The organism is Micromonospora sp. NPDC049282 (assembly GCF_043197045.1).
GTDB lineage: Bacteria > Actinomycetota > Actinomycetes > Mycobacteriales > Micromonosporaceae > Micromonospora.
The window spans coordinates 258,418-283,713 of record NZ_JBICSL010000007.1 but is presented as its reverse complement, the minus strand read 5'-3'; the positions used below and the strand labels follow the sequence as shown (position 1 = coordinate 283,713).

The following is a 25,296-nucleotide window of genomic DNA, read 5'->3' as shown; positions in this document are numbered from 1 at the left end:
GCGGGCCTTCGCAGGCCGGCGACGACGCCGGATCGATCACGCTCGGTGAAGGCTGACACGCCGCCAGGGCGGTCACTTCGAGTAGCGGCGATCCGCGGGCCCGGAGTGGCGACCACTTGACGTCAAGCCGCTCTGAGCAGGGAGTATGCGGTCAGCATCGCTGCTTCGGGGCGAGCCGGTCACCGCCTTTGCTCTGCAGCCTTCCGCGCAGCAGTAGCCATACGTCACCAATGCGTCGATGGCTGCAGAGCAAAGGCGGCGGGGTGCGGGATCGCGGGCCCGCCATCTCGCTCACCTTCGGTGACGATTAGACGCGGTCACGCGAGGGGTGGCGAGAACCCAGGCGGCACGAGCGGGTCGGCGGCCCGAGCAGCCCGCGCAGCCCGAGCGGCCGCGAGGACGCGAGGACGCGAGGACGCGACGGCAGACAGGGTACGGGCCGGGCTAGCCGCCGGCCAGGACCTCGCGGAGCCGGGCGGCGAACTCCGCCGGCTTGCCGGCGTAGCCGGAGTGCTCGCCGAGGAAGCCGCCGTGGTGGCTGGGGAACACCACCGCCTCCTGCCCGAGCAGCGCCGCCGTGCCCAGCGCGGTGCGCGCGGTGTAGGTGCCGGCGGACTCCTCGCCGACCGCGACCACGATGCGGGTCGGCGCGGCGGCGAGCCGGGCCGCGTCGGGGCGGTAGTCGGTGACCGCCCACGAGTTCCTCGACAGCAGCGGATCGTCGCGGGTGCCGTCGTCGTCGGCGGGCAGGCCGAAGGCCGCCGGGTCGGCGGCGGGCCGGTCGAAGTAGTCGTCGGTGAACTCGCCCTGCCAGGACGTCATGGCGATGAAGTCGGCCATCCCCGCGCCCGGGCCCTTCGCCTGGTAGGCCTCGTGGAAGCGGGCCCGGGCCCGCTCGGCGCCCGCCGCGTCGGGGAGCACCGCGTTGATCGGCGGCTCGTGCGCCACCAGCGTGACGACGTCGCCCGGGTGGGTGGCGACGAGCTCCAGCCCGGTCACCGCGCCGCCGCTGCTGCCGAGGATCTCGACCGGGCCGGCGCCGAGGGCCTCGATCAGCAGGTGCAGGTCGGCGGCCTGCTGCTGCGGCGCGTGGTCGGACCGGCCGTCGGTGCGCTCGCTGCGGCCCAGGCCGCGGGGGTCGTAGGTGACCACGGTGCGGTCGGCGAAGTGCTCGACGAGCGCCGAGAAGCCCTCCGCCGTCATCGGCTGACCGATCATCAGCAGCACCGGGCGGCCGTCCGACGGCGGGAGCGGCCCGCGCACGTCGTAGACCAGATCGGCGCCGGGCACGGCGAGCGTGTGGGTCCGTGTCGTCGTCATGGCCGCGACCCTACGACCCCGGTACGACGCCCGGCCGCCGATCCCGGGCCGGCGCGCCGGTGCCGGCAAAGCCGGTAGCCGGCCCGTCGGGATGCACCAGACTGGTCGGGTGAGCAGCCTGCCGCAGGTCCGACGGTCAGACCGGGGGGATGCCGGAACGGCCGATGGCGGACATGTCACCGCCGCCGATCTCGCTGGTCGCGGTCGGCGACGGCGCGGTGGCCTCGGTGTGGTCCTCGATGCACGCGTCAGCCAGCCCGTGCATCAGCTCCCCGATGGCGGCCAGTGCCGTCCCCTTGTCCGGGCAGGGTCGGCCGGTGGCGAGCACCTGCCCGTCGCCGCCCAGCACGGTGAAACCCACCCGGCCGTCGGTCTCGCTCTCGATGACGAACTTCACCGCGCTCCTTTCGCCGATCAGACGCCGTGGGACTGCAACCACAGCTCCAGCAGACCCAGTTGCCACAGTTTGTTGCTGCCGGCGGCCGCCTGCGCCCGGTCCGGCTCGGCGAGCAGCTCGTCGACGTACGCGCGGCGGAACAGGCCGCGCCGGCGTGCCTCGGGCGCGCCCAGGGCCTCCACCACCAACTCTCGCACCGGACCGTCGACGTTGCGCAGCGCCGGCACCGGGAAGTAGCCCTTGGGCCGGTCGATCACCTCGGCCGGCAGCACCTCCCGGGCCACGTCCTTGAGCACGCCCTTGCCGCCCTGGGCCAGCTTGTGCTCCGGCGGGCACGCCGCGGCCAGCATCACCAGGTCCTGGTCGAGGAACGGGGTCCGCACCTCCAGCCCCCAGGCCATGCTCATGCTGTCCACCCGCTTGACCGGGTCGTCCGGCAGCATCAGGTGCGTGTCCAGGCGCAGCACCGCGTCCACCGCGCTCTGCGCGCCCGGCGCGGCCAGCTCCGCGGCGACCAGCTCGCCGCTGACGTCACGGTCGCAGGCGTACGCCGGGTCGACCATCCGGTTCAGCCCGGCGTGGTCCCGGTCGAAGAACGCGGCGGTGAACTCGGCGGCCGCGTCCGGCCGGGCCGCCTCGGCGAGCCGATGGTGGTAGCCGTAGCCGGCGAAGACCTCGTCCGCGCCCTGACCGGACTGGGCCACCTTGACGTGCCGGGCGACCTGCTCGGAGAGCAGGTGGAACGCCACCACGTCGTGGCTGCCCATCGGCTCGGTCATGGCCGCCACGGTGGCGCGTACCGCCGGGCCGAGGTCGCCGTCGGCGAGGCGGATGCGGTGGTGGTCGGTGTCGAACGCGCGGGCGACCAGGTCGGAGTAGTGGAACTCGTCGCCGGTCTCGTCGCCGCGGCTGTCGAAGCCGATGCTGAACGTCTGCAGGTGGTGCTGCCCGGCCCCGTCGAGCAGCGCCACGATCATGCTGGAGTCGAGGCCGCCGGAGAGCAGCACCCCGACCGGCACGTCGGCGACCAGGCGCCGGCGTACCGCGGTGCGCAGCGCGTCGCCGATCGCGGTCTGCCAGTCGCGGGCGTCCATGCCGTCGTGGGCCGGGTCGCGCCGGTACCCGGGTCGCCAGTAGACGTGCTCGCGGGACCGTCCGTCGGCCTCCACCACCCGGACGGTGGCCGGGGGGAGCTTGCGCACCCCGCGCAGGATGGTGCGCGGCGCCGGCACGATCGAGTGCCAGGAGAGGTAGTGGTGCAGCGCCGCCGGGTCGATGCCGGTGTCCACGCCGCCGGCCGCGAGCAACGCCGGGAGGGTGGAGGCGAACCGCAGCCGACCGGGCGACTCGGCGAGGTAGAGCGGCTTGATGCCCAACCGGTCCCGGGCCAGCACGAGCCGGCGCCGCCGCCGGTCCACCAGTGCGACGGCGAACATGCCGACGAGGTGGTCGACGAACCGTTCACCCCACTGGGCGTACGCGACCAGGACGACCTCGGTGTCACTGGTGGAGCCGAAGGTGTGGCCGGCGGCCCGCAGCTCGTCGCGCAGCTCGGGATAGTTGTAGACGCAGCCGTTGAAGACCAGGGCGAGGCCGAGGTCGTCGCGGACCATCGGCTGGCCACCGGCCTCGGAGAGGTCGATGACGGTCAGCCGGCGGTGCCCGAGCGTCACCCAGCCGTCGCTCCACCGGCCTTCGCCGTCCGGGCCGCGGGAGCGCATGGCCTCGGTCATCCGGTCGACCGCGGCGGCGTCCGGGACCGCCCCGTCGAAGCGGGCCTCACCGCTGATCCCGCACATGTCGGCGACTACCCGGCGTGTGACGGAGGAAACCCGGGATGGGCGGTTGGCGAGCCGGGATCGGCGAGCCGTCGTACGGTGGCCGTACGGGCCATGTCCCCGGGCGGTCCGGCCACGGGACGTGGCCATGATCAACAACGCCTGCCAGGAGGACGTGTGTTCGCCAATCCCGAGGAACTCCTGCGTTACCTCAAGAACGAGGACGTGAAGTTCGTCGACGTACGTTTCTGTGACCTGCCCGGCGTGATGCAGCACTTCAACCTGCCGGTCGAGTCCTTCGACGACAGCGTCTTCACCGACGGCCTCGCGTTCGACGGCTCGTCGATCCGCGGCTTCCAGTCGATCCACGAGTCGGACATGCTCCTGCTCCCGGACGTGGCCACCGCGTTCATCGACCCGTTCCGGGCGCAGAAGACCCTCGCGCTGAACTTCTTCGTGCACGACCCGTTCACCCGCGAGGCCTACTCCCGTGACCCGCGCAACGTGGCCAGGAAGGCCGAGGCCTACCTCGCCGCCAGCGGCATCGCCGACACCGCCTACTTCGGCGCCGAGGCCGAGTTCTACATCTTCGACTCCATCCGCCACGAGACCTCGGCGCACCAGTCGTTCTACTACATCGACTCGATCGAGGGCGCCTGGAACACCGGCCGGGTCGAGGAGGGCGGCAACCGCGGCTACAAGACCGCCTACAAGGGCGGCTACTTCCCGGTCCCGCCCGTCGACCACCACGCCGACCTGCGCGACAGCATGGTCCGCCGGATGGTCGACGCCGGGTTCACGGTCGAGCGCTCGCACCACGAGGTGGGCACCGGCGGGCAGTCGGAGATCAACTACAGGTTCTCCACCCTGCTGCACTCCGCCGACCAGCTCCAGCTCTTCAAGTATCTGATCAAGAACGAGGCGTGGGCACACGGGAAGACGGCCACGTTCATGCCCAAGCCCTTGTTCGGTGACAACGGCTCCGGCATGCACACCCACCAGAGCCTGTGGCGCGGTGGCGAGCCGCTGTTCTACGACGAGACCGGCTACGCCGGCCTGTCCGACACCGCCCGCTGGTACATCGGCGGCCTGCTGCACCACGCGCCGTCGCTGCTCGCCTTCACCAACCCGACGATCAACTCCTACCGGCGCCTGGTGCCCGGCTTCGAGGCCCCGGTCAACCTGGTCTACTCCCAGCGCAACCGCTCCGCGTGCACCCGCATCCCGGTCACCGGCAGCAACCCCAAGGCCAAGCGCGTCGAGTTCCGCGTCCCGGACCCCTCGGCCAACGTCTACCTCGCCTTCTCCGCGATGATGATGGCCGGCCTGGACGGCATCAAGAGCAAGATCGAGCCGCCGGCCCCGATCGACAAGGACCTCTACGACCTCCCGCCGGAGGAGTGGGGCGACGTCAAGCAGGTCCCCGGCTCGCTCTCGCACGCGCTGGAGGCGCTTCAGGCCGACCACGACTACCTGCTCGACGGCGGCGTCTTCACCGACGACCTGATCTCCACCTGGATCGACTGGAAGAACGCCAACGAGGTCGACCCGGTGCGCCTGCGGCCCACCCCGCACGAGTTCGCCATGTACTACGACTGCTGACACCGGGGTCGCCGTCGACCACCGCTCCCGCGTGTCGCCCGCGGGGGCGGTGGTCGGCCGAAAACGGCAGCTCGACGGTCACCGGCCTCGTACCGTCGAGGCATGACCCCGCCGAGCGACGACGCACCGACCCGGCCCGGGCGACGCGGCGGTCGCCGGTGAGGCCGCGGCCCGCCACCGCCACCTCGACCCCGGCGATCCCCACCACTCTCACCCTCGGAGTGGAGGAGGAGTTCCTGCTGCTGGATCCGCTGACCGGGGAGAGCATGCCGGTCGCCGACCAGGTCCGCGACGCGCTCTCCGGGACCGCCCGCGTACAGAGCCGGCAGGAGTTCCGGCACAGCATGGTGGAGATGGTGACCCCGGTCAGCCCCGACCTCGCGGCGTTGCGGGACCATCTCGTCGCGCTGCGCCGCGCCGCCGCCCGTGCGGCCGACGCCGTCGGGGCACGGCTCGTCGCGGTCGGCGCCACCCCGGTCTGCGAGGCCCACCGCACCGTCCCCGACGAGCAGCGCTACCACGACATGTCCCGCCGGTTCGGGCCGGTGGCGCACGATCCGGCGGTCTGCGGCTGTCACGTCCACGTCGGGGTGCCCGACCGGGAACTCGCCGTGCAGGTCTGCAACCACCTGCGCCCGTGGCTGCCGGTGGTGCAGGCGCTCACCACCAACTCGCCGCTGCACGACGGCCGGGACACCGGGCACGCGAGCTGGCGCTCGATGCAGTTGGAGCGGTGGCCCAGCATCGGCCCGACGCCGCACTTCGACTCCGCCGCCGACTACGACGCCACCGTGCGCGACCTGATCACCGCCGGGATCATGCTCGACGCGGCGATGGTCTACTGGTATGCGCGGCCGTCAGCGGCCTACCCGACGGTGGAGGTCCGCGTCGGCGACGTCTGCCCCACCGTCGACGACACCGTGCTCGTCGCCGGGCTGGTCCGGGCCCTGGTCGCGACCGTGATCGACGAGATCGGCGCCGACGTCACCGCCCCGCGCATCCGCGACTGCCTGGTCGCCGCCGCGCACTGGCGGGCCGCCCACGACGGCGTCGCCGGCGACCTGGTCGACCTGCGCACCGGCCGGCCCAGGCCGGCCTGGGACCTCGTCGACGACCTGATCGTCACCGTCGCGCCCGCGCTGCGCCGGCACGGGGACCTGGACCTGGTGCTGCGCCAGGTGGACCGGCTGCGCCGCAGCGGCACCGGGGCCACCCGGCAACGCCGGATCATGGCCGACACCGGCGGCGACGTCCGCGCCGTGCTGGATCACCTGGCCGCGCAGACCGTCGCGGCCTGACCGGGCCGGCCGGTGCTCTCAGCGCAGACCGGCGAACAGGTCGTCCTCCGGCGTCGGCGCACCGGTGCTGTCGCGCACCCGGACGAACGTCTCCATCCCCATCAGCTCGGTGAACCGCTCCTGCCCCAGGCGCAGGAAGAAGATGTTCTCCGCCTGGCTGGCGTGCGCCGCCAGGGAGGCGAACTTCTGCCCACCGTGGGCACGGGTGTCCACCCAGGTGGTGATCTCGTCGTCCGGCAGGCCGAGCGGCGGCATCTCGTCGGCGGCGTCCGGCTCGGGAAACTCCACCCCGATCTCCTGCATGACCTTGCCGAACTCCAGGAACGCGCGCTGCGGCACCGTGGTCCAGTAGACCTTCGCCGGGATGCCCGTGCGCTCGACCGCGGCCATGGTGATGCGGTGCGCCTGGATGTGGTCCGGGTGGCCGTAGAAGCCGTTCTCGTCGTAGGTGACCACCACGTCGGGGCGGTAACGCCGGATCAGCTCGGCCAGCCGGTCGGCCGCCTCGGCCACCGGCGTGTTCCAGAACGCGCCGGGCGCGTCGTTTGTCGCCCAACCCATCATCCCGGAGTCGGCGTAGTCGAGCGTCTCCAGATGCGTGACCTTCAACGCCTCGCAACTGGCCGTCAGCTCCGCCTGGCGCATCGCCACCACGGACTGCGGGTCGTGCCCGTCATCGCCCGGCTTGACGCCGCCGGGCCCGTCGCCGCACCGGCCGTCCGTGCAGGTCACGAGCACCGTGGTGATGCCCTCGGCCGCATAGCGGGCGAGGATGCCGCCGGTGCTGGTCGCCTCGTCGTCGGGGTGCGCGTGCACCGCCATCAGGGTCAGGGATCGCTCAGCCACCCCGTCACCATACGAGCATCCACCGACGCACTAGCATTGCCCGGTCCGCAGACGGCGACGGAAGCGAGGCACGATGGGTTGGCTCCGGCGGTTGCTGGGCGGCGGTGGCGGTGGGGTCGAACTGGACCCGGGACGCCAGCAGGCGCTGCTGCGCGACGTCCGGCACTCCTACGGCGCGCACGCCCGGATCCGGTTCCCCGAGCAGGTCGACGCGATCAGCCGGCTGCTGTCCGACGACGACGGTCTGGTGGTGGCCGCCGGGATCGTGTGCGAGGCCGCCGAGGAGGCCCACGCCGACCTTCAGTACCAGGCCCAGGAGGTGTTCCGGCGCACCGGCCGGCGGCTGCTGGTGCACCGCCGCAACTACCGGCCCCTGTGGAAGGAGGCCGGGCCGTCGCTGCGCTGGCCGCTGGGCGCGCTGCCCAGCGGGCTGCACCCGTACGCTCAGGTGACCGCCGCCGCCACGGTGGTCGGCGGGCGGGCGAAGCGCCTCGACCGGGTGACCGACCCGCAGCCGTTCGTGGTCCGCCTGTTCGAGGTGCTCGACCTCACCACCGCCGGCTGGGAGTTCGGCCGGGTGCGGGTGGACACCGACGGCACCACCCTGGTCGAGCGGCTGACCCACGCCGGCGCGCAGGTCCTCGCCGCGATGGACGACCCGCCCCGGCTGCCGCCGCCGGTGCGGGAGCTGATGCGCCGCAACCACAGCATCGACGTGTACGACCCGGCCGGCCCCCGGGTGGTCGGCCGGATCAACCTGGGCGCGCGGCTGCGCGAGACGCTCCTGGCCTGACCGTCGGACCACTCCCTCCCACCGTGCCGGCCGGGCCGGTGCGGGGCTGCGCCCTCCGCACCGGCCCCGGTCGCGGCGGCAGGGAGTGGTCGGGTCGAACCTGCGTACTCGAGTCGGATCCGGTCAGGCGACGCCGCAGTTCTGGCCGTTCAGGGTGAACGCGGTCGGTCTGGTGTTGGCGCCGGACCATCTGGCGATGAATCCGAAGGTGACGGTGCCGCCCGGACCGATGGCGCCGTTGTAGGCGACGTTCGTGGCGGTGACCTGCGCGCCGCTCTGGGTGTAGGTGGCGCCCCAGGCCTGGTTGATCTGCTGGCCGTCGGCGAAGGACCACCGCAGGGTCCATCCGTTGACCGGGGTGGTCCCGGTGTTGCGCACCGTCACGTCACCCTGGAACCCGTCCGGCCACTGACCGCTGATCGCGTACGTGACCTGGCAGGCGCCGGTCGACGGCGGCGGGGTGGTCGCGGTCGGCGTCGGGGTGGGCGAGGGCGTGGCGGTCGGCGTGGGCGTCGGTGTGGGGTTGCCTTGTCCGTTGCTCACCCGGTAGACGACGGTGCCGTGTGCGGGCACGCTGGCGGAGATCGTGCCGGTGCTGGTGGAGGTGGTGTCGGTCCATGCGTCGCGCAGGGTGAACGAGGTGCCGCTCTTACCGACCGCGGTGGTGGTGGTGGTGATCGTGGTGGTGGTGTTGCCCTGGTTGAACAGGGTGACGGCGACGTCGCCGTTGGCCAGTGGTTTGGCCAGGACGCGGCGGGTGCCGTCGAAGGAGACCTGGGTGGCTTGCAGGGCGAGTGGGTCCTGGCTGATGGCGATGAGGTTGGCGTTCTTCAGGATCGTCTGGGTGGCGGTGTTCATGTTGCGCAGGTCGTTGCCGGCGATCAGTGGTGAGGCCAGCACCGCCCAGAGCGCGAAGTGGCTGCGCATCTCGGTGTCGGTCATGCCGCCGCGGCCGACTTCCAGCATGTCCATGTCGTTGAACGCGCCGGGCTTGGCCCGGGCGGCCAGCGGCACGGTGACGTCGACGATGTTCTGGATGCCCATCGGGTAGCCGTTGGTCTGCCCGCTGTTCCAGGTGTTGGTGATGTCCTCGGTGGTGCGCCACATGTTCGCCACGTCGCCCCAGTTGCGTTGCGGGCCGGTCTTGGAGTGCACGCTGTTGGAGTTGATGCTGTAGACGATGGGCCGGCCGGTCGCGGCGAGCGCGTCGCGCATGATGTTGAACACGCGTACCTGCTCGTCGATGCTGCCGCTGGGCGAGCACCAGTCGTACTTGAGGTAGTCCACGCCCCAGGCGGCGAACTGGCGGGCGTCCTGGGCCTCGTGTCCCTGGGCCCCGGTCGCGCCGGGATAACTGTTGAAGTACTGCGCGCACGTCTTGTCCAACGGGCCCTGGTAGATGCCGAACTTCAACCCCCGGGCGTGGATGTAGTCACCGAGCGCCTTCATGCCCGACGGGAAACGACTCGGGTCGCCCTGCAGGTTCCCCGCCGAGTCCCGGTTCGGGTTCATCCAACAGTCGTCCACGACGACGTACTGGTAACCGGCATCACGCATCCCCGAGCTGACCATCGCGTCGGTCATCTGCCGGATCAACGTCTCGTTGATGTTGCACCCGAACGTGTTCCAACTGTTCCAACCCACCGGCGGCGTACGGGCCGCGCCGTTGTCGAGCGCCATCGCCTCGGGCGGGCGCAACACGGCCGCGGCCCCGGCCACGACCAGCAGTCCCGCCGCCGTCGCGGTCAGGATCCGGCGCCTGCGAGCAGCCTGTCTCATGATCTTCATCCCTTCCCGGAAAGTGACGTCCTGCGGAGACGGCCGGCGGACGCGCCCCGGCCCGGCCGGGGCGCGTCCCGTCCCGGTCAGGTCGTCGTGCAGGTGATGTTCGTCGGCGGGTTGTTGGCGCCGTTCACCGTGCCGATGAAACCGAAGGTGGTGGAGCCGCCGGCCGGCACCGAACCGTTGTAGTCGACGTTGCGCACCACCACGTCGGCGCCGCTCTGGGTGTGCGAGCCGCCCCAGATCTGGCTGATGACCTGCCCGTTGGGGAACGTCCAGGACACCGTCCAGCCGCGGATCGCGGTCGCGCCGGCGGTCACCGTGACCTCGGCCTGGAAGCCGCCCGACCACGAGCCCGTCACCGCGTACGTCGCTCGTGCGCCCGACGGCGCGGGCGAGCTGATGGTCGGCGTCGGGCTCGGTGACGTGCTGGTCGGCGTCGTCGTGGGCGTGGGCGTCGCGGTCAGGGTCGGTGTCGGCGTCACGCCGGGCCGGGCCGCACGGTAGGTGTGGCCGGCGCGGACGGTGAGCTGGACGACGTCCGTCTCCGGTCGGGTGGTGCCCGGCGTGCTGCCGTCGGTGGAGTCGACGAGGGTGAAGCTGCCGGTGAACAGGCGGGACCGCACCCGCAGCGTGCCGTCGCGGTCGGCGCGGACGGCGATCTCGTCGACCTGACCGTTGGTCCAGGACAGGCCGACGGTGTATCCGCCGCGACCGCGCAGGCCGGCGACCTGCCCGGTCGGCCACGCGGTCGGCAGCGCGGGCAACACGTTCAGCTCGCCGGCGTGGCTGTGCAGCAGCATCTCGGCGATGCCGGAGGTGGCGCCGAAGTTGCCGTCGATCTGGAACGGCGGGTGCAGGTCGAACATGTTCGGCGCGAGCCGGTCGGTGCGCACCAGGTCGCGCAGGAGCTTGTGGGCCCGGGCGCCGTCCTCCAGCCGGGCCCAGAAGTTGATTTTCCAGGCCAGCGACCAGCCGGTGCCGTCGTCGCCGCGCAGCTCCAGGGTCTTGCGGGCGGCCTCGTACAGCGCCGGGGTGCCCCGCTTGGTGATCTGGTTGCTGGGGTGCAGGCCGTACAGGTGCGACACGTGCCGGTGGGTCCGCTCGGTCTCGACCCAGTCGGCGAGCCACTCCTGCACGTTGCCCCGCGAACCGACGCGACTCGGGGGCAGCCGGTCCCTGGCGGTACGCACCTGGGACCGGAACGTGGTGTCCACACCGAGGACCTCGCTGGCCCGGGCCGCGGCGTCGAACAGGTCACGCAGGATCTGGTTGTCCATCGTCGGCCCGGCGCAGACGCTGGCGTTCGCGTGATGCGGCAGCTCCGGGGAGTTCGACGGGTTCGTCACCAGGTAGTTGAGCGTCGGATGGACGACCAGGGTGTCGAGGAAGAACTGGGCGGCGCCCTTCAGGGCCGGGTAGTTCGCCTGGAGGAAGCCGAGGTCGCCGGTGAACTGGTAGTGGTCCCAGATGAGCGTGCTCAGCCAGGCCCCACCGGTCTGCCACATGCCCCACAACGCCCCGTCGACCACCGAGGCGCCCCGCCACGCGTCGGTGTTGTGGTGGGTGACCCAACCACCGGCGCCGTACTGCGCCTGGGCGACCCGCGCGCCGGTCACGGTCAGGTCCTTGACCATGTCGAAGACCGGCAGGAAGCACTCGGACAGGTTCGTGGTGTCGGCCGGCCAGTAGTTCATCGGCAGGTTGGCGTTGATCGTGTACTTCGAGTCCCAGGACGGCGCCAGTGAGTCGTTCCAGATGCCCTGGAGGTTCGCCGGTTGGGTGCCCGGGCGCGAGGAGGAGATCAGCAGGTACCGCCCGAACTGGAACAGCAGCGCGGCGAACTGCGGGTCGTTGCTGCTCGCGTGCTGCGCGATCCGCACGTCGGTCGGCTGGTCGGCCGCCGCCGTACGCCCCAGGTTGATCGTGACCCGGTTGAACAGCGCCTGGTAGTCGGCGAGATGGCGGCTGCGCAACTGGTCGAAGGCGACGCTCCTGGCGGCGCTGAGCCGATTGCGCGCGATGCCCTGGTAGTCGCCGTTGACGGTGCGGTAGTTGACGTAGCTGGACCCGATCGAGATCAGGACGGTCACGCTTGTGGCGCCGGACACCCGCAGCGTGCCGCCGGAGCTGCTGACCGTGCCACCGGTCACCGCGGCGTTGGCCAGGGCGAGGAAACGCACCGAGCCGTTGACCCCCTCCATGCTGCCGGAGATGCCGTCGAGCCCGATGGTCGCGCCGTCCGGGCTGGACACGGTGGTCCGTTGCGGGCTGTCGAAGGTGGCCGAGAACGTGATCGAGTTGGCCCGGTCGGCGGTCAGCCGCAGCACGATCACCTGGTCGGCCGCGCTGGCGAAGACCTCCCGCTGGTGGCGTATCCCGTTCAGCACGTAGGTCGTGGTGACCGTTGCGGTGGTCAGGTCGAGGGTCCGGTTGTACTGGGTCGCCCCGCTGGCGGAGCCGAGGGCGAGCCGGAGGTTGCCGACGGTCTGGTAGGCGAGCTGCCCGCCCGGTGTGCCCATCATGGTCTGGTTGATCAGGTCCTGCGCCGAGGTCCACTGGTCGGCGAAGACCCGGCGCCGGATCTCGGCCAGGTTGGCCGCGCCCCGGGTGTTCGCCGAGTCGTACGGGCCGCCGGCCCAGACGGTGTCCTCGTTGAGTTGCAGCCGTTCGGTGTCGATGTTGCCGAACACCATCGCGCCGAGACGCCCGTTGCCGATCGGCAGCGCGCGGAGCCAGTCGGTGCCCGCCTGCTCGTCGTACCAGAGCGCCAGGTCGTTGGCGGCCAGCGCCTGTGGTGGCGCGGTCGAGCCGGCCCGGGCGGCGGCGCTCCAGGCGACCGGCACCAGCGCGGCGCCGGCCCCCGCCGCCGATGCCTTGAGGATGTTCCTTCGGGTCACGTCAGACATGATTTCTCCAAGCCCGGATCAGACGCGGGTGCAGGTCAGGGACGGCGTGCTCGCCGAGCCGCCGGCGGTGAAGCCGAACGTGGTGGACGCGCCCGCCGCCAGGCTGCCGTTCCATGCCTCGTTGGACACGTTCTGGGTGCTGCCGGAGGGCGCGTTGCGCCCGCCCCAGAGCTGGGTGACGCTCTGCCCGTCGGCGAGCGTCCAGCTGACCCGCCATCCGCTGACGGCGGTGGCGCCGGCGGTCACCGTGACCTCACCCTGGAAGCCGCCCGGCCACTGGCTGACGGTCTGGTAGGTGGCGGCGCACCCGCCCGACGGCGGCGGGTTCGTCGGCGACGTGGTGGGTGACGCCGTGGGTGACACGGTCGGCGAGGCCGTGGGCGACGAGGTCGGCGTGGTGCCGGCGAACTGGGTGAAGAACTTCCACACCTCGCCCGGCACCCAGGTCCGCGTGCCGCTGTCGCCGCCCGCGCCGTCCTGGGGAGCGGCGATGTGGCCGCCGTCGAACGCCGCCCACACCACCGGGTAGCCGGATCGGCAACCGGAGTAGCTGTAGACCGTGTGGGTCAGGCTGCCGGATCTCGGCTCGGGCGGGCTCGCGGCCGTGCAGCCGTTGTTGCGGACGAAGCGGTCGCGCAGCGCGCGTCCGCTGGCGACGGTGTCGCCGACGCCGTGCACCCCGAGGTACGCGATCGGCTCGTTGCCGCCGCTGCATCCGCTCAACGTGCCGGGCGAGGACTGCACCGCGACCGCGCGGAAGACGTTCGGCCGGGCGCAGGCCAGCGCGTAGCTCATCCCGCCGCCGTAGCTGAAGCCGACGGAGAAGCGCTGGGTGGTGTCGACGCACAGGTCGCCCTCGATCCGGCGGAGCATGTCGTCGACGAAGGTGACGTCCTCGCCGCCGGAGTTGGCCCAGCCGTTGTCGATGCCCTGCGGCGCCACGAAGATCGTGCTGTTGTTCGCCAGCCGCAGCAGCCCGTAGTAGGCCCAGACGTCGCGCTGGACGGTCTGGCCGGTCGCCACGTCGACGGCGGTGCCGCCCCACCAGTGGAATCCGAAGACCAGTCGGTACGGGTGGTTCCGGTCGTATCCGTCGGGGAGCTTCAGGATGAAGCTACGGTTCTTCCCGCCGCTGGCGATGGTGTACGTGCCGTTGCCCAGCATGGGGGTCTTGCCGCATCCGGCCGTCGCGGCCATCGTCCCGACGTCCGCGGCCCGGGCGCTGCTGCCGAGCCCGCCGCCGGCCGTCGCGATGCCCATGCCCAGGGCCAGCAGGATCGCGGCCGCGACCGATCCGAGTCTCGTTCTGCGTTTCGACATCTGGTGTCTCCTCGGAAGGTGGTGGGTCCGGCCTAGCGGAACTGCCACCAGTTGACGTTCAACAGGTAGCCGCCTCCGCCGGCGAAGCGCAGGAACACGTCCTGGGTTCCGGTGGCGCCGCTGACCGGGCAGGTCACGGTGGTCCACGTCTGCCAGCCGCCGGTGGCCGCGACGGTGCAGGTGCCGACGACGGCGCCGGTGGCGCTGCCCAGCCGCACCTCGATCCGGCCCCCGCTGGACGCCGAGGCGACCCGGGCGGTGAACGAGGTCGCGCCGGCGCCGAACGCGACGCCCTTGACCTTGATGAAGTCGCCGTTCTCGAGCCAACCGACGTTCACCCCGCCCTCGCTGGACGGTTCCGTCTCCACCCCCGACGACCAGGCGATCGTCTCCGCCTCCTGGCGCACGTAGGGGTTGAGGGTGCCGACCTGCGGCGCGCCGCCGGTGGTCATGTTGATGGTCGGGATGGTGCCGTCGGACCGGTAGGTGAACTTCTCCACCGCCACCGACCGGGTGTAACCGCCGCCGCCCGGCAGGGCCCCGTTGTGGTAGAAGAAGTACGAGCCGCCGTTGAAGTCGATGATCGCGGAGTGGTTGGTGAAGCTGCCGCCCTGCCGGGGCATGATCGTCCCGCGGTAGGTCCACGGCCCGGTCGGGCCGGGGGCGGTGGAGTAGCCGATGAACTCCGAGCAGCACTCGGCCGCGAAGATGGTGTAGTAGGTGCCGTTGCGCTTGTAGACCCAGGGCCCCTCCTCGTAGAGGGTGGGGCGGCTGGCGTTCCCACTGCGGGCGCCGAACCCCGCGGTGGTCAACGGAATCTGGGTCGGGCTGCCGGAGAACGACACCATGTCGGTGTTCAGCCGCACGTACCAGAGGTTCGGGTTCCCCCAGTAGAGGTACGCCTGCCCGGTGTCGTCCACGAACGCGTGCGGGTCGATCTCGCCGTTCTCCACCAGCGGACGGCCGATGGCGTCCCGGAACGGGCCGGTGGGGCTGTCGGCGACCGCGACGCCGATCGCCATCCGCCCGGTGGACCGGTTCTTGACCGGGACGTACCAGTAGAAACGGCCGTTGCGGTAGACGGTCTGGCCGGCCCAGGCGTCGGCGCTGGCCCAACTGAAGGTGGCCAGGTTCATCGGTGAGCCGTGGTCGGTCCAGTTGACCATGTCCGCCGACGAGTAGACCCGCCACTCCTTCATGGTGAAGTAGGTCGAGCCGTCCTCGTCGTGGCCGGTGTAGAGGTAGACCCGGCCGTTGTGCACCAGCGCCGCCGGGTCCGCCGTGTAGATGGTCTGGACGATGGGGTTGTCCGCGTGGGCGGCGGCCGGCGTCAGCACGACGACGCAGAGCAGGCTGGCGAACAGCGCGACACCGCGTCGCAGGAGAGTTCGGGTCACGACGGGCCTCCTGGGTCAGGGGGTGATGCGGAAGGTGGCGTCCTGCCGCCGTGCGGGTACGCGTGGTTGGTCGGAGGTGCGGTTGGTCGGGTTGGCGGGAGCAATGTGTGGACAGCGCGCGAGGTCGACCGTCGCCGGCGTCGCGAGGAACGACGGCGGGTCTGCTGTTAGCGTTAACAGAACGCAGCCCACGCGTCCCGACGCCACCTGCGGAGATAACGGCTGGCGCCCGGGCTCCCGACCGTGCGCCGCATCTGCCTATATGGACTCTCATAGATGGGAGGCCGCCCGTCAAGATGTGACGATCAGGTTTCGCGAAAGTTCTCGACGGCTGCCCCGAACACGCGCCATCACCGCGAAGGCGCGAAATGTTATCGATAACCTTTCGCACCCGGGCGCATGGCACCAGAGCTGGCCCTGGGCGCCCGCCCATAGACTTCCCTCGTGATCGAAGAAGGACCGCGGCCGCACCCTCGCAAGCCCCGGCGCGGTGACCTGCCCATCGCCACGATCGCCGAACTCGCCGGGGTGTCCCCGCCCACCGTCTCGAAGGTCCTCAACGGTCGGCGCGGGGTGGGCGAACAGACCCGGCAGCGGGTGGAGGCGCTGCTCCGCGACCACGGCTACCGGCGGCGACAGACCACCGACGCGACGCTCTGCCTCGAGGTGGTCTTCCACCAGATGCTGTCCTCCATCGCCCTGCAGGTTCTGCGCGGCGTCCAGGAGGTCGCCGGCGCCCACGACCACACGGTCGGCTTCACCGCCGTGCACCGGCTCGTGGCGGCGGGACAACCCTGGGCGGAGCAACTGCTGGCGCGGCAGCCGACCGCCGTCATCACCGTGTTCTCCCCGGTCACCGCCGAGGACGGCGAACGGTTCGCGGCCGACGGGATCCCGCTGGTCGCCATCGACCCGCTCGGCGACCTGTTCCCCACGCCCGCCGTCGGGTCGAACAACTGGAGCGGCGCGCTCGCCGCCACCCGACATCTCCTCGACCTCGGCCATCGCCGGATCGGCCTGCTCACCGGACCGGTCCGGGACCTGTCCGCGCGCGCCCGCGTGGACGGCTTCCGCGCCGCGCTGGACTACGCCGGTGTCCCGTTCGACCCGGACCTCGAACGGCGGGGTGTGTTCACCTTCGAGGACGGCCGGGACCTCGGCGCCCAACTGCTCGCCCGGCCCGACCCGCCGACGGCGGTCGTCTGCGGCGACGACCTCCAGGCGATGGGCGTCTACGCCGCGGCGCGCGACGCCGACCTGCGGATACCGGACGACCTCAGCGTGGTCGGCTTCGACGACGTCGAACAGGCGGCCTGGCTGGCGCCGCCGCTGACCACCGTGCGGCAACCGTTCGCCGAGATCGGCGCCACGGCCGCGCGACTCGCCCTGGCCATGGCCGACGGCCGCGCCCCGGACCAGGAGCGGTACGAACTCGGCACCACCCTCGTCGTCCGGGGCAGCACCGCGCCGCCGTCGCCCCGCTGATCCGCGACGGTCCTACGCCACCCGCGCCGCCACCGGCCGCCGCTGCGCTCCCCCGCCGGCGGGCTCGACCCGACGGGCCGAACGCGGGGCCGGCGCGACCGGCCGACCCACCCGGGTCACGTGCACGATCCGCCCCGACGCCACGTCCAGCAACGCGCCGATCGCGTCGCGGGTGGCGTCGACGTCGACGAGCTGGCTCAACGGGTGCGCCGCCAGACCGGCCGCCTGCAGGGTCAGCCACATCCGCATCAGCACCCGTCCGAACTCGACCTGCCCGGCCGCGTCCAGGTCGGGCGGCGCCACCAGCGCCAGCACCGCGCCGCCGCGCGCCAGCGGGTCGTCGCCGGCGGCGAGCAGGCGCGGCAACCCCAGCGGGCGCAGCACCGGGTAGGCGGCCAGCGCCGCCCGCAGCCCCGCGGCGGCCGGCCGGGACAGTCCCAGGCAACGGTCGCTGAGCCCGTCCGTCCGGTACTCCGGCCGCGCCGGATCCAGGCGCAGCCAACGACGCAGCTCGGCCGCGACCGCCGGATCCGCGTACACCTGGCGGTCGGCGGCGCGCAGCAGCGCGCCGAGACGACCGGTCGCCGGCACCACGCGTACCGCGCCGCCGCCCCGCCCGGCCACGTCGTCGACGGCGGCGAGCACGCGCGCGTCCGGGCCGCCGGTGAACCGGCCCCGGTGGGTACGCCGGTCCCACACGTCGTCGGTGCGGAACGGCGTCCGGTACGGCTGCCGCGCCGGTCGCAGCCGACCCACCCGGCGATCCGACTCGTCGTGGTCGGCGACCCAGTCCAGTCGCAACCCCGCGCCGGCGGCCACGACCAGGCAGGTCTCCACGAACGCGCCGAGGGACAGCCGCAGGTCCCGGCCGGTCGGGTCGCCGGCCGGCAGCGCGTCGGCCGGGTCCCAGCCGACCGTGATCGCCCAGCGTTCGTAGCGCAGTCGCCACGGCTGGGTGTTGTGCGCGCTCGGGGCCCGCCAGCACAGCGGCTCCAGCTCGCGGAACGCGGCGAGGTCCATGTCAGCGCTCCTTCGCGTAGAACGTGTAGCCGTGCAGCGGCCGGCCGCCGAGCCGCCGGTACGACGCCGCCGAGGCCGGGTTGTCCCGCCCGACGTACGTGCTGCGCAGCGTCGTGTAGCCGCCGGCGTGCAGGTTGTGGTGCAGTTGCGCGGAGAGCAGCCGTTGGTAGCCGCGCCCCTGGAACTCCGGCCGCACGCCCTTGACGATCAGCACCGCCTCCCGACGGTGCCGGCGACGGGTGGCCAGCAGCCGTAGCTGGTTGACCGGGTTCAGGTCGCCGCGCACCCGGACCAGGAACTCGCTGATGTCCGGCACGCAGAGCACGAACGCTACCGGCTGCCCGTCCCGGGTCAGGTAGAGCAGCAACGACTCGTCCAGCAGGTGGGCCAGCCCGTCGGTCTGGCGGCGCAACTGCGCCGCCGAGATCGGGGTGTAGTAGCCGAGTTGGGCCAAGGAGTCGTTCAACATGCCGCGCAGCAGGTCGAGCTGCTGGTCGAGGCGCCGCACGTTGCCCCGGTGCAGCTCCAGGCGCGCGCCGTCGGGCTGCGCGCCGAACGCGGGCGGGGGCCCGTCCGGGTCCGGCACCGGGCAGATCCAGGTGTCCGAGACGAACCGCCTGGTGAACCCGTACGCCTCGTAGGCGGCCGGGTAGCGCGCGGGGTTCCACGCGCTGTCCACGAAGCCCCGGTCCTGGTAGCCGTCGGTGATCACCCCGCCGGCCTGGTTGGGCAGCAGCGCCACCGGCCCGAACAGCAGGTCCCGGTCGGCGGCGGCGTGCGCGTCGATCGCGTCGAACAACGGCCGGGCGGCCGGCGCGGTGAACTCGGTGAGCCCGAACAGCTGGCACCGGCGGCCCAGCTTCGCGTCGAGGTCCGCGTCGGTGTGCAGGGTGGTCCGCCCGACCACCGCGCCGGTGGCGTCGCGCAGCACGTACAGCGGCACGCCGTCGCGCCACCAGCGGCGGATCTGCTGCCGGGGCGTCGGCACGTGGCGCGGCTCGTCCGCGTACAGCCGGTCGGTGAGCGCGAGGAACTCCGCCAGGGCGCGCCGGCCGGTGACCCGCTCGAACCGGTGGCCGCTCACCGGCGTACCGCCGGTCCGGTCGTCTCCACGCCCAGCGGGGTGAACGTGTCGATGTGACCCATCGCGCCGTCCTCGGCCCGCCACGCGCCGTTGGAGTAGCCGTCCGGCGATGCGGTGTAGAGCCGGATGAACCCGGCGGTGGCGTTGCGGTTGCCGTCGGTCAGCCACGCCATCAGCCTGCGGTGGTGCCGGGTGCGGGCGAAGCGCAGCATCGCGTCCCGGTCGGCGAAGAACGCGATCGTGCCCAACGTCAGCGGGAACTGCCAGTAGACGGTGTGCCAGCGGTAGCCGGACATCCGGCGCATGTCGCGCACCATCCGGAACCAGTCCGGGGCCAGCCGCAGCAGCACCAGCGGGTTCGCGTACCGGGTGCCGCCGATGAACATCGCACCGGCGCGGGCCTGCGCCGGGGCACGGGAGAAATCTCGGGTACGCATGGTCACCTCACCAGATAGGCGTTCTTGATCTTCTGCGGGCCGGCGAACGGGCCGGTGCCCGGATCGTGCAGCTCCACCCGCAGGTCACCGGCGGTCGGGTCCTCCACCAGGGACTGCGCGTAGTCGCGCGACACCGAGGTGAGGTGCCGGCGTACCCCGTCCCGGCACGCCGCGGCGAGCGCCGCGCGGTCGGCGGCGGCCAACGGACCGCGCAGCTCGACGTGGATCACCGGCCGGGTCTCCAGCGCCGCGTCCTCGACCAGCGCCAGGCGGAACCGGCTGATCGCGGCCGCGTGCGGGTTGCCGGTGTAGAGGCCGTACTCGACGTCCTGCGGGTAGAGGTTCGCCCCCAGGTAGGACACCGTGGAGTCGCGCCGGCCGAACAGCAGCAGCACCGGCAGGGTCATCCGCTCGTCGGCCGCCGCGGCGCGGAACTCCGCCGCCCGCACCGGGTCGGCCGCGGCCAGCTCGACGATCCGCCGGTACGGCACCAGCAGCGCCTCGTCGCCGACGTTGTAGCGCAGCCGGGGCTGGAGCACGTCCCGGCTGCCGACCGTGCAGACCAGTTCCCGCCGCTCGTTGGTCTCCAGCCAGGTGGTGAACGGGTTGTACTGGAACACCATCGGCAGCCGCTGCTCACCGGCGCCGAGCAGCTCCGCCCGCAGCGCCGCGTCGGTGCGCAGCCGCCGCCGCAGCCACACCGTGAACCGGGTCTCCGCGCCGACGCCGATGGTCAGGTCCGACGCCCCGTAGGCCGAGCGCACCCGGGTGAACCGCTGCTCCAGGTAGTCGCGCAGCGCCTCGGTCATCCCCTCCCCGCCGCAGCTGCCGAAGATCCGGTAGCGCGACCAGGGGAAGTCCTCGGCGTCCAGCCGGTCCCGCAGGTGCTTGAGGAACGGCGGGTACGCGGTCACCAGATAGTCGAACTCCGGCCCGAACTCCCGCAACGTGTCGATGATCTTGTCGAGGTCCGGGCCGGTGTTCTTCACCACCGCGACCCGGGCCATCGCCGCGCCGGTCGTGGTCCCGGTCGCCCAGGCGCCCATCGAGTACGCGTTGATCACGAACGGCCGGCGCATCGGGAAGACCAGTCCGGTGTAGCCGGCGATGTCCCGGTGCACCGCCCGCAGCTCCCGCTCGCTTCGCGGCCAGTTGAACGGCCGCCCCGACGAGCCGGCCGACTCGTCGACCACCACCCCCCGCTGCGGCAGCCGCCCCCGCCAGCACCGCGCGGCGGCGTCGTGACCCACCACGTACCCGAGCTTGTCGGTCTCCGGAAAGTCCCGCAGCCGGCGGCGGACGCCTGCCGGGCGGGCCCGCAGGAACGCCCGGTAGGCCGGCACCTGCCGGGCCGCCCGCACGCAGAGCGCCCGCGCGTTCGCCTCGGCCAGCCGGTCCAGGACCGGGTGGTGCCGTCGGGCCAGCCACCGCCACCCGGCCGGGTGCCGGCCGACGAGCCGGACCAACGCGGCCATCGCCCGGCCGGCGGCCTCCTCCCCCGGCAACGGCATCTCGACGGTACGCAGGACGGCGGGTCGGTGCAGTGTCTCGGCCATGACAAGGATCCTGCCGACGCGGCGACGCCGGCACCTGAGCCGTGAGACGGGACTACGGCTGAGTACGGGTACCCAGCGGTCGCCGCGGGGCGTCGCCGACGCTGCCCGGCATCCGCCGGGCCACGCCGGCCAACAGGTCGGCGACCTGCACCCGCGGGTCGTCGCGCGAGTCGGTCATCACCAGCCCGGCCAGCGGCGACTCCCCCGCCGGCAGTCCGCCGCCCTCGGCCAGCGCCCGCTGGAGCCGGCGCAACCGGTCGGCGGTGAGCGCGCTCTGCTCGTCGTGCGTCACCAGCACCCGCCGCCGACCGCCGCTCCAGAACAGGACGGTCTCGGCCAGCGCCGGCAGCAACGGCTCCAACGGCGGCGGGATCGACCGGTCCTCGGCGTACAGCCGGGCCTGGACGTCGGCCACCCGGACGCGGTCGAGCGCGTGGAGCATCGCGTCGGTCGGGACGTGGCGCAGCAGCGCGTCGCGCGCCGCGAAGAACCGGTCCACGCTGCCGCCACCGGAGCGATCCCGCCGCTTGGTCCGCAGCATCTCCACGAACGCCGCCAGGAAGGCGTCCCAGGCCGGACCGGCGGCGCGCCCGGCCCGGTGCAGCGCGAGGGCGTCGGCTCGGCGCGCCCCGGCCAGGCGGGTGCCGGCCGCGTAGGACGGCTCGTCCAGCAGCAGGTCGACCACGCGGGTGACGAGGAAGACCTGTTTGTCGACCAGGTGCACGTGCGCCCGGCCGCGCAACGCCGCGAGGAACCACTCCCGCGCGTCGGCCGCCTCCGGCCGGCGGAGGAACTGCCGGGACTTGAACTCGTGCGCCGACCACGGGAAACCGGAGCGCAGGGACGCGAGCAGCCGGGTGGCCTCCTCGACGGTCAGGTCGACGCTCGCGTGGCTGACCAGCGGGGTGGCCGGGTCGAGCAGGTTGGTGCCGGAGAACCCCGACTCGTCGCAGGCGATCTCCACGACGTCGCCGGTGGGCGCCGCCGCCGGCGGCAGGCCGCCCTGGAGCGGCAGCCTCACGCCCGGTCCCTCGCCATGCCGACCATGGTCGCCCACCCGGCGCGATCAGACCATCCGGTTACCGGCGGGTCGTCCTACGGAGCTCATCGCCGTCGCGACTGGTTGACTGGGGTACCGGAGGCAGGACACCCGGAGGTGACGAGATGGACATGCCCACCACCGAACGGTTCGACAGTTCCCGCGGCGATCCGGTGGCGGAGGCGACGCTCTGGGGCGTCGCGCATCTGGAGATGGTCTTCGTCCGGCACGCACAGCCGGTGCCACCGGCCGAGCGCGCACCCGAGGCGACGAACGATCCACCGTTGACAACCCTCGGTCTGCGACAGGCCGACGCTGCCGCGGAGACGTTGGCCGGCGCGCCGGTGCAGGCGGTCTACTCCAGCCCGCTCGTCCGTGCCCGGATGACCGCCGAGGCGCTGGCCCGACCGCATGGTCTCGACGTGTGCCAGGTGGACGACCTCCGGGAGATCGACCTCCCCGACACCGCGGAGCGTCCGGCCGGGACCGACCCCGGCCGGTGGCGGCGGGCCGGCCGGCAGTTCGTCAGCGACGGCCGGTGGAGCGCCTTTCCGTCGGCGGAGCCCGCCCACCTGTTCCGGGAGAGACTGTCGCTGGCCATCGAGGGCATCGCCCGTCGACACCTCGCCGACCGACGCGTGCTGGTCATCTGCCACAACGGCATCCTGAACGCCCACATCGCCGGCCTCCTCGCCATCGACCGCGACTACTTCTTCCGCCCCGCGCACGGCTCCCTCACCCGCATCTGGCACACCGCCGGGCGAACGGTGATCTGGAGCATGAACGAGACCGCCCACCTGCCGGGTGCCCTCCTGACCGCCTGAGCGCCGGTCAACCCCCGTCGGTGAGGCCCAGCCCGGCCGGCGCGATCTCGACGGCAGCCCGGAACCGGTCCCCGCAGACGACCACCCGCACTCCGCCGCGCGGGGACACCACGATCGCATGCACCTCACTCGGGGTCGGCAGCACGTCCCCCACGGGCCAGCCGGTGAGGACGTCCCACACCCGGACCGTCCGGTCGTCCCCGCCGGTTATCGCCAGTCTCCTGCCGTCGGAAAGGATGGTCGTCGCCACCGCCCGCACCTGCCCGGCGTGCCCGCGCAGCGGAACTCCGACGGGTTCCCTGGTGGACAGGTCGAAGATGCGCACGGTCCGATCCGCGCTGGCGGTCACCGCCACGGCCCGGCCGTCCGGCAGCACTGTCGTGGCGATGCTCCGCACCGAGTTGGTGTGGCCCGTCCGCAGCCGGGCGATGAACGCGCCACCCTCGGGATCCCACATCCTCAGGTCACCGTCGTCGTAGCAGCCGGTGATGACGATCGCGCGTCCGTCGATCAGCCGGGTGGCCGCCACCGAGACCACCGGGCTGTCGTGCTGCAGTGGATCGCCGATCGGCTCGCCCGTCTCCACCTCCCAGAGCCTGGCCTGGTAGTCCCAACTGCCGGTGACGGCCACCAGCCGCCCGTGCGGTAGGGCGGCGACGGCCAACGCACCGATCATGCTCCGGTGAGCCAGGGTGGGCTCCCGGACCGCCCGGCCGGTCGAGAGGTCCCAGACGCGCAGCGTCCGGTCCGCGCCCGCGGTCAGCACCAGCCGCCGGCCGCTCCGGGAGGTCGCCGGGGCGACGGCGCCGATCAGTCCGGTATGGCCGGTCATCGGAGCACGCACCGGGTCGCCCGTCTCCAGATCCCAGACACGCACCGTCCGGTCGGCGCCGCCGGCCACGACGAGCGCCCGACCCGCCCGGGTCAGGACGGCCGCGGCCGAGTAGACGGTGTCGGCCTCGCCGGTCGAGGTGTCCCCGGAGCCGCCGTCCTGGGCGAGGTCCCACAGCCGGACGGTACGGTCGTCGCTGCCCGTCACGGCCACCACGTGCCGGTTGGGGAGTTCGGCGGTGGCCACGGCGTGGATCCGGTCGGTGTGGCCACTTCGCGGCTCACCCAGAGCGACACCGTAGGCGAGGTCCCACAGCCGCACCGACTTCCCGTCGCCGCCGCTGACCGCTATCACCCGGCGGTCGGGAAGCGTGGCCACCGCGACCGCCCCGATCGCCCCGGTGTGCCCGGTGAGCGGAGCGGCGTACGGCTGGCGGTCCGCCAGGTCCCACAGCCGGAGGATCTTGTCCGCGCCGCCCGTCACCGCGACCGTCCGGTTGCCCGGCAGGCTGGCCACCGCGACCGCGAAGACGCTCGCGGTGTGACCGACGAGCGGGTCCCCCACCGCCTCCTGGCGGGCCAGGTCCCAGAGCCGCACGGTCCGGTCGCCGCTGACCGAGACGACCAGGGCCCGACCGTCGTGGTAGGCGGTGGTCACCGCGTTCACGCGATCCGTGTGTCCGGACAGGGGCGGGCCGATCGGTGTGCCGTCCATCAGGTTCCACACCCGCAACGTGCGGTCGTAGCTGCCGGTGACCGCGACCGGCGTGCCGTCCGAGAGGTCCGCGGTGGCCACCGCGCGGACCGCGCCCGTGTGCCCCCGTAGCGGTCGCGTGGCCGGCAGCCCGGTGTCGAGGTCCCAGACCCGAACCGTGTGGTCGTCACTGCCGGTCACCGCGATCACCCGGCCGTCGGGCAACTCCCGGCTGGCCAGGCAGCCCACCCAGTCGCTGTGCCCGGTCAGCGGCTCGCCGACAGTCGCCCCGGTGCCCAGGTCCCACATCCGCACGATGCCGTCCGACCCGCCCGCGACCGCGACGAATCGACCGGTGGCGAGCCGCGCCGTGCCGACGGCCGTGGTGGGACCCGGATGCCGGCCGACGATCTCGCTGCGGTCGGTGGAACGGGTGGACCAGGCCACCCGCCACGTGCCGCCGAAGCCGCCGTCGCGCGTCAACTCCGTCATCGAGGCCCAGAGGTTCAACGCCGCGGCGTTCGACCCGGGCCGCTCCCAGTCCCAGAGGTGGCTGACCTTGCGCATGACGGGCAGCAGCGCCATGAACTCCGGGCCGAGGCCGACACCGGCGGCCGCACCGGCGCCGGTCGCCACCTCCCGGAGCCGACTGACGTCCACGAACGGCAGGAATCTCGGCGGCACCACGTCCAGGTTGAGCACGTCGCCGGCGTGGGCGTGCTCGACGAGGTGCCGCCGCACGTACGGCGGCACCAGTCCGCCCGCCTCCCGCACACCGGTCAGGCTGCTCAGCGCGACGGCGATCCGCCGCTCCGCCGCACGCACCGCCGCCGCGGTGTCGGACGAACCGGCGGATCCGTCGTCCCGGCCGCTCATCGGGCCTC

At 72.7% G+C, this 25,296-nt stretch carries 19 protein-coding genes; 5 read left to right on the top strand and 14 right to left on the bottom strand.

The window, feature by feature from the left end:
• Positions 1 to 444: 444 nt before the first annotated feature.
• The 3 genes from ACGFI2_RS14705 to ACGFI2_RS14695 all read right to left on the bottom strand — a co-directional run bounded on the left by ACGFI2_RS14705 (position 445) and on the right by ACGFI2_RS14695 (position 3,516).
• Entirely contained in the window at positions 445 to 1,320 is an 876-nt protein-coding gene (locus ACGFI2_RS14705; protein WP_393516190.1) for an alpha/beta fold hydrolase, read from the bottom strand.
• A 136-nt stretch (positions 1,321 to 1,456) separates the two neighbouring features.
• Entirely contained in the window at positions 1,457 to 1,717 is a 261-nt protein-coding gene (locus ACGFI2_RS14700) for a hypothetical protein (RefSeq protein ID WP_393516187.1), read from the bottom strand.
• Positions 1,718 to 1,734: 17 nt separating this feature from the next.
• Positions 1,735 to 3,516, bottom strand: coding sequence for an N-acetylglutaminylglutamine amidotransferase (locus ACGFI2_RS14695; RefSeq protein WP_393516184.1), 1,782 nt, complete (start codon positions 3,514 to 3,516; stop codon positions 1,735 to 1,737).
• Between the two features lie 156 nt (positions 3,517 to 3,672).
• Between ACGFI2_RS14695 and glnA the strand changes: the two genes are divergently transcribed.
• Together glnA and ACGFI2_RS14685 are read left to right on the top strand one after the other, a co-directional pair.
• A complete protein-coding gene (gene glnA / locus ACGFI2_RS14690; protein WP_393516181.1) occupies positions 3,673 to 5,097 on the top strand; it encodes a type I glutamate--ammonia ligase in 1,425 nt (474 codons plus the stop codon).
• Between the two features lie 266 nt (positions 5,098 to 5,363).
• Entirely contained in the window at positions 5,364 to 6,395 is a 1,032-nt protein-coding gene (locus ACGFI2_RS14685) for a glutamate--cysteine ligase (RefSeq protein WP_393516226.1), read from the top strand.
• A gap of 18 nt (positions 6,396 to 6,413) precedes the next feature.
• Here ACGFI2_RS14685 and ACGFI2_RS14680 read toward each other — a convergent pair whose 3' ends face one another.
• Positions 6,414 to 7,241, bottom strand: coding sequence for a PIG-L family deacetylase (locus ACGFI2_RS14680; RefSeq protein ID WP_393516178.1), 828 nt, complete (start codon positions 7,239 to 7,241; stop codon positions 6,414 to 6,416).
• A gap of 73 nt (positions 7,242 to 7,314) precedes the next feature.
• Between ACGFI2_RS14680 and ACGFI2_RS14675 the strand changes: the two genes are divergently transcribed.
• Positions 7,315 to 8,034, top strand: a complete 720-nt coding sequence (locus ACGFI2_RS14675; RefSeq protein WP_393516175.1) for a hypothetical protein — start codon at positions 7,315 to 7,317, stop codon at positions 8,032 to 8,034.
• A 123-nt stretch (positions 8,035 to 8,157) separates the two neighbouring features.
• On the opposite strand, the gene ACGFI2_RS14670 is transcribed toward ACGFI2_RS14675, so the two are convergent.
• The 4 genes from ACGFI2_RS14670 to ACGFI2_RS14655 all read right to left on the bottom strand — a co-directional run bounded on the left by ACGFI2_RS14670 (position 8,158) and on the right by ACGFI2_RS14655 (position 15,442).
• A complete protein-coding gene (locus ACGFI2_RS14670) occupies positions 8,158 to 9,813 on the bottom strand; it encodes a cellulose binding domain-containing protein (protein ID WP_393516172.1) in 1,656 nt (551 codons plus the stop codon).
• Positions 9,814 to 9,899: 86 nt separating this feature from the next.
• Positions 9,900 to 12,725 carry a glycoside hydrolase N-terminal domain-containing protein gene (locus ACGFI2_RS14665; protein WP_393516169.1) on the bottom strand — a complete coding sequence of 942 codons (2,826 nt, stop codon included), beginning with the start codon at positions 12,723 to 12,725 and terminating at the stop codon, positions 9,900 to 9,902.
• Positions 12,726 to 12,743: 18 nt separating this feature from the next.
• Positions 12,744 to 14,045, bottom strand: a complete 1,302-nt coding sequence (locus ACGFI2_RS14660) for a cellulose binding domain-containing protein (RefSeq protein ID WP_393516166.1) — start codon at positions 14,043 to 14,045, stop codon at positions 12,744 to 12,746.
• 32 nt (positions 14,046 to 14,077) lie between these two features.
• Positions 14,078 to 15,442, bottom strand: a complete 1,365-nt coding sequence (locus ACGFI2_RS14655) for a glycoside hydrolase family 43 protein (RefSeq protein WP_393516163.1) — start codon at positions 15,440 to 15,442, stop codon at positions 14,078 to 14,080.
• A 444-nt stretch (positions 15,443 to 15,886) separates the two neighbouring features.
• On the opposite strand from ACGFI2_RS14655, the gene ACGFI2_RS14650 reads away from it, so the two are divergent.
• Positions 15,887 to 16,927: a LacI family DNA-binding transcriptional regulator gene (locus ACGFI2_RS14650; RefSeq protein ID WP_393516160.1), complete on the top strand. Its 1,041-nt coding sequence runs from the start codon at positions 15,887 to 15,889 to the stop codon at positions 16,925 to 16,927.
• A 12-nt stretch (positions 16,928 to 16,939) separates the two neighbouring features.
• Here ACGFI2_RS14650 and ACGFI2_RS14645 read toward each other — a convergent pair whose 3' ends face one another.
• From ACGFI2_RS14645 to ACGFI2_RS14625, 5 genes are read right to left on the bottom strand one after another with little or no spacing between them, the layout of a single operon-like run.
• Positions 16,940 to 17,947, bottom strand: a complete 1,008-nt coding sequence (locus tag ACGFI2_RS14645) for a nitroreductase (RefSeq protein WP_393516157.1) — start codon at positions 17,945 to 17,947, stop codon at positions 16,940 to 16,942.
• A 1-nt stretch (position 17,948) separates the two neighbouring features.
• Complete coding sequence (locus ACGFI2_RS14640; protein WP_393516154.1) at positions 17,949 to 19,031, bottom strand: GNAT family N-acetyltransferase; 1,083 nt, start codon at positions 19,029 to 19,031, stop codon at positions 17,949 to 17,951.
• A complete protein-coding gene (locus ACGFI2_RS14635) occupies positions 19,028 to 19,468 on the bottom strand; it encodes a DUF4188 domain-containing protein (RefSeq protein WP_393516151.1) in 441 nt (146 codons plus the stop codon). The genes ACGFI2_RS14640 and ACGFI2_RS14635 overlap by 4 nt, the downstream gene beginning before the upstream one ends.
• A 2-nt stretch (positions 19,469 to 19,470) precedes the next feature.
• Positions 19,471 to 21,024: a phenylacetate--CoA ligase family protein gene (locus ACGFI2_RS14630; RefSeq protein ID WP_393516148.1), complete on the bottom strand. Its 1,554-nt coding sequence runs from the start codon at positions 21,022 to 21,024 to the stop codon at positions 19,471 to 19,473.
• Between the two features lie 52 nt (positions 21,025 to 21,076).
• The gene (locus tag ACGFI2_RS14625) at positions 21,077 to 22,045 is read right to left on the bottom strand and encodes a hypothetical protein (protein ID WP_393516145.1); all 969 of its coding nucleotides are present in this window, start codon (positions 22,043 to 22,045) and stop codon (positions 21,077 to 21,079) included.
• A 143-nt stretch (positions 22,046 to 22,188) separates the two neighbouring features.
• Here ACGFI2_RS14625 and ACGFI2_RS14620 point away from each other — a divergent pair, with 143 nt between their 5' ends.
• Positions 22,189 to 22,887: a histidine phosphatase family protein gene (locus ACGFI2_RS14620; RefSeq protein ID WP_393516142.1), complete on the top strand. Its 699-nt coding sequence runs from the start codon at positions 22,189 to 22,191 to the stop codon at positions 22,885 to 22,887.
• 7 nt (positions 22,888 to 22,894) lie between these two features.
• Here the strand turns inward: ACGFI2_RS14620 and ACGFI2_RS14615 are convergent, their stop codons facing one another.
• Positions 22,895 to 25,288, bottom strand: coding sequence for a WD40 repeat domain-containing protein (locus ACGFI2_RS14615; protein WP_393516139.1), 2,394 nt, complete (start codon positions 25,286 to 25,288; stop codon positions 22,895 to 22,897).
• Positions 25,289 to 25,296 lie beyond the last annotated feature (8 nt).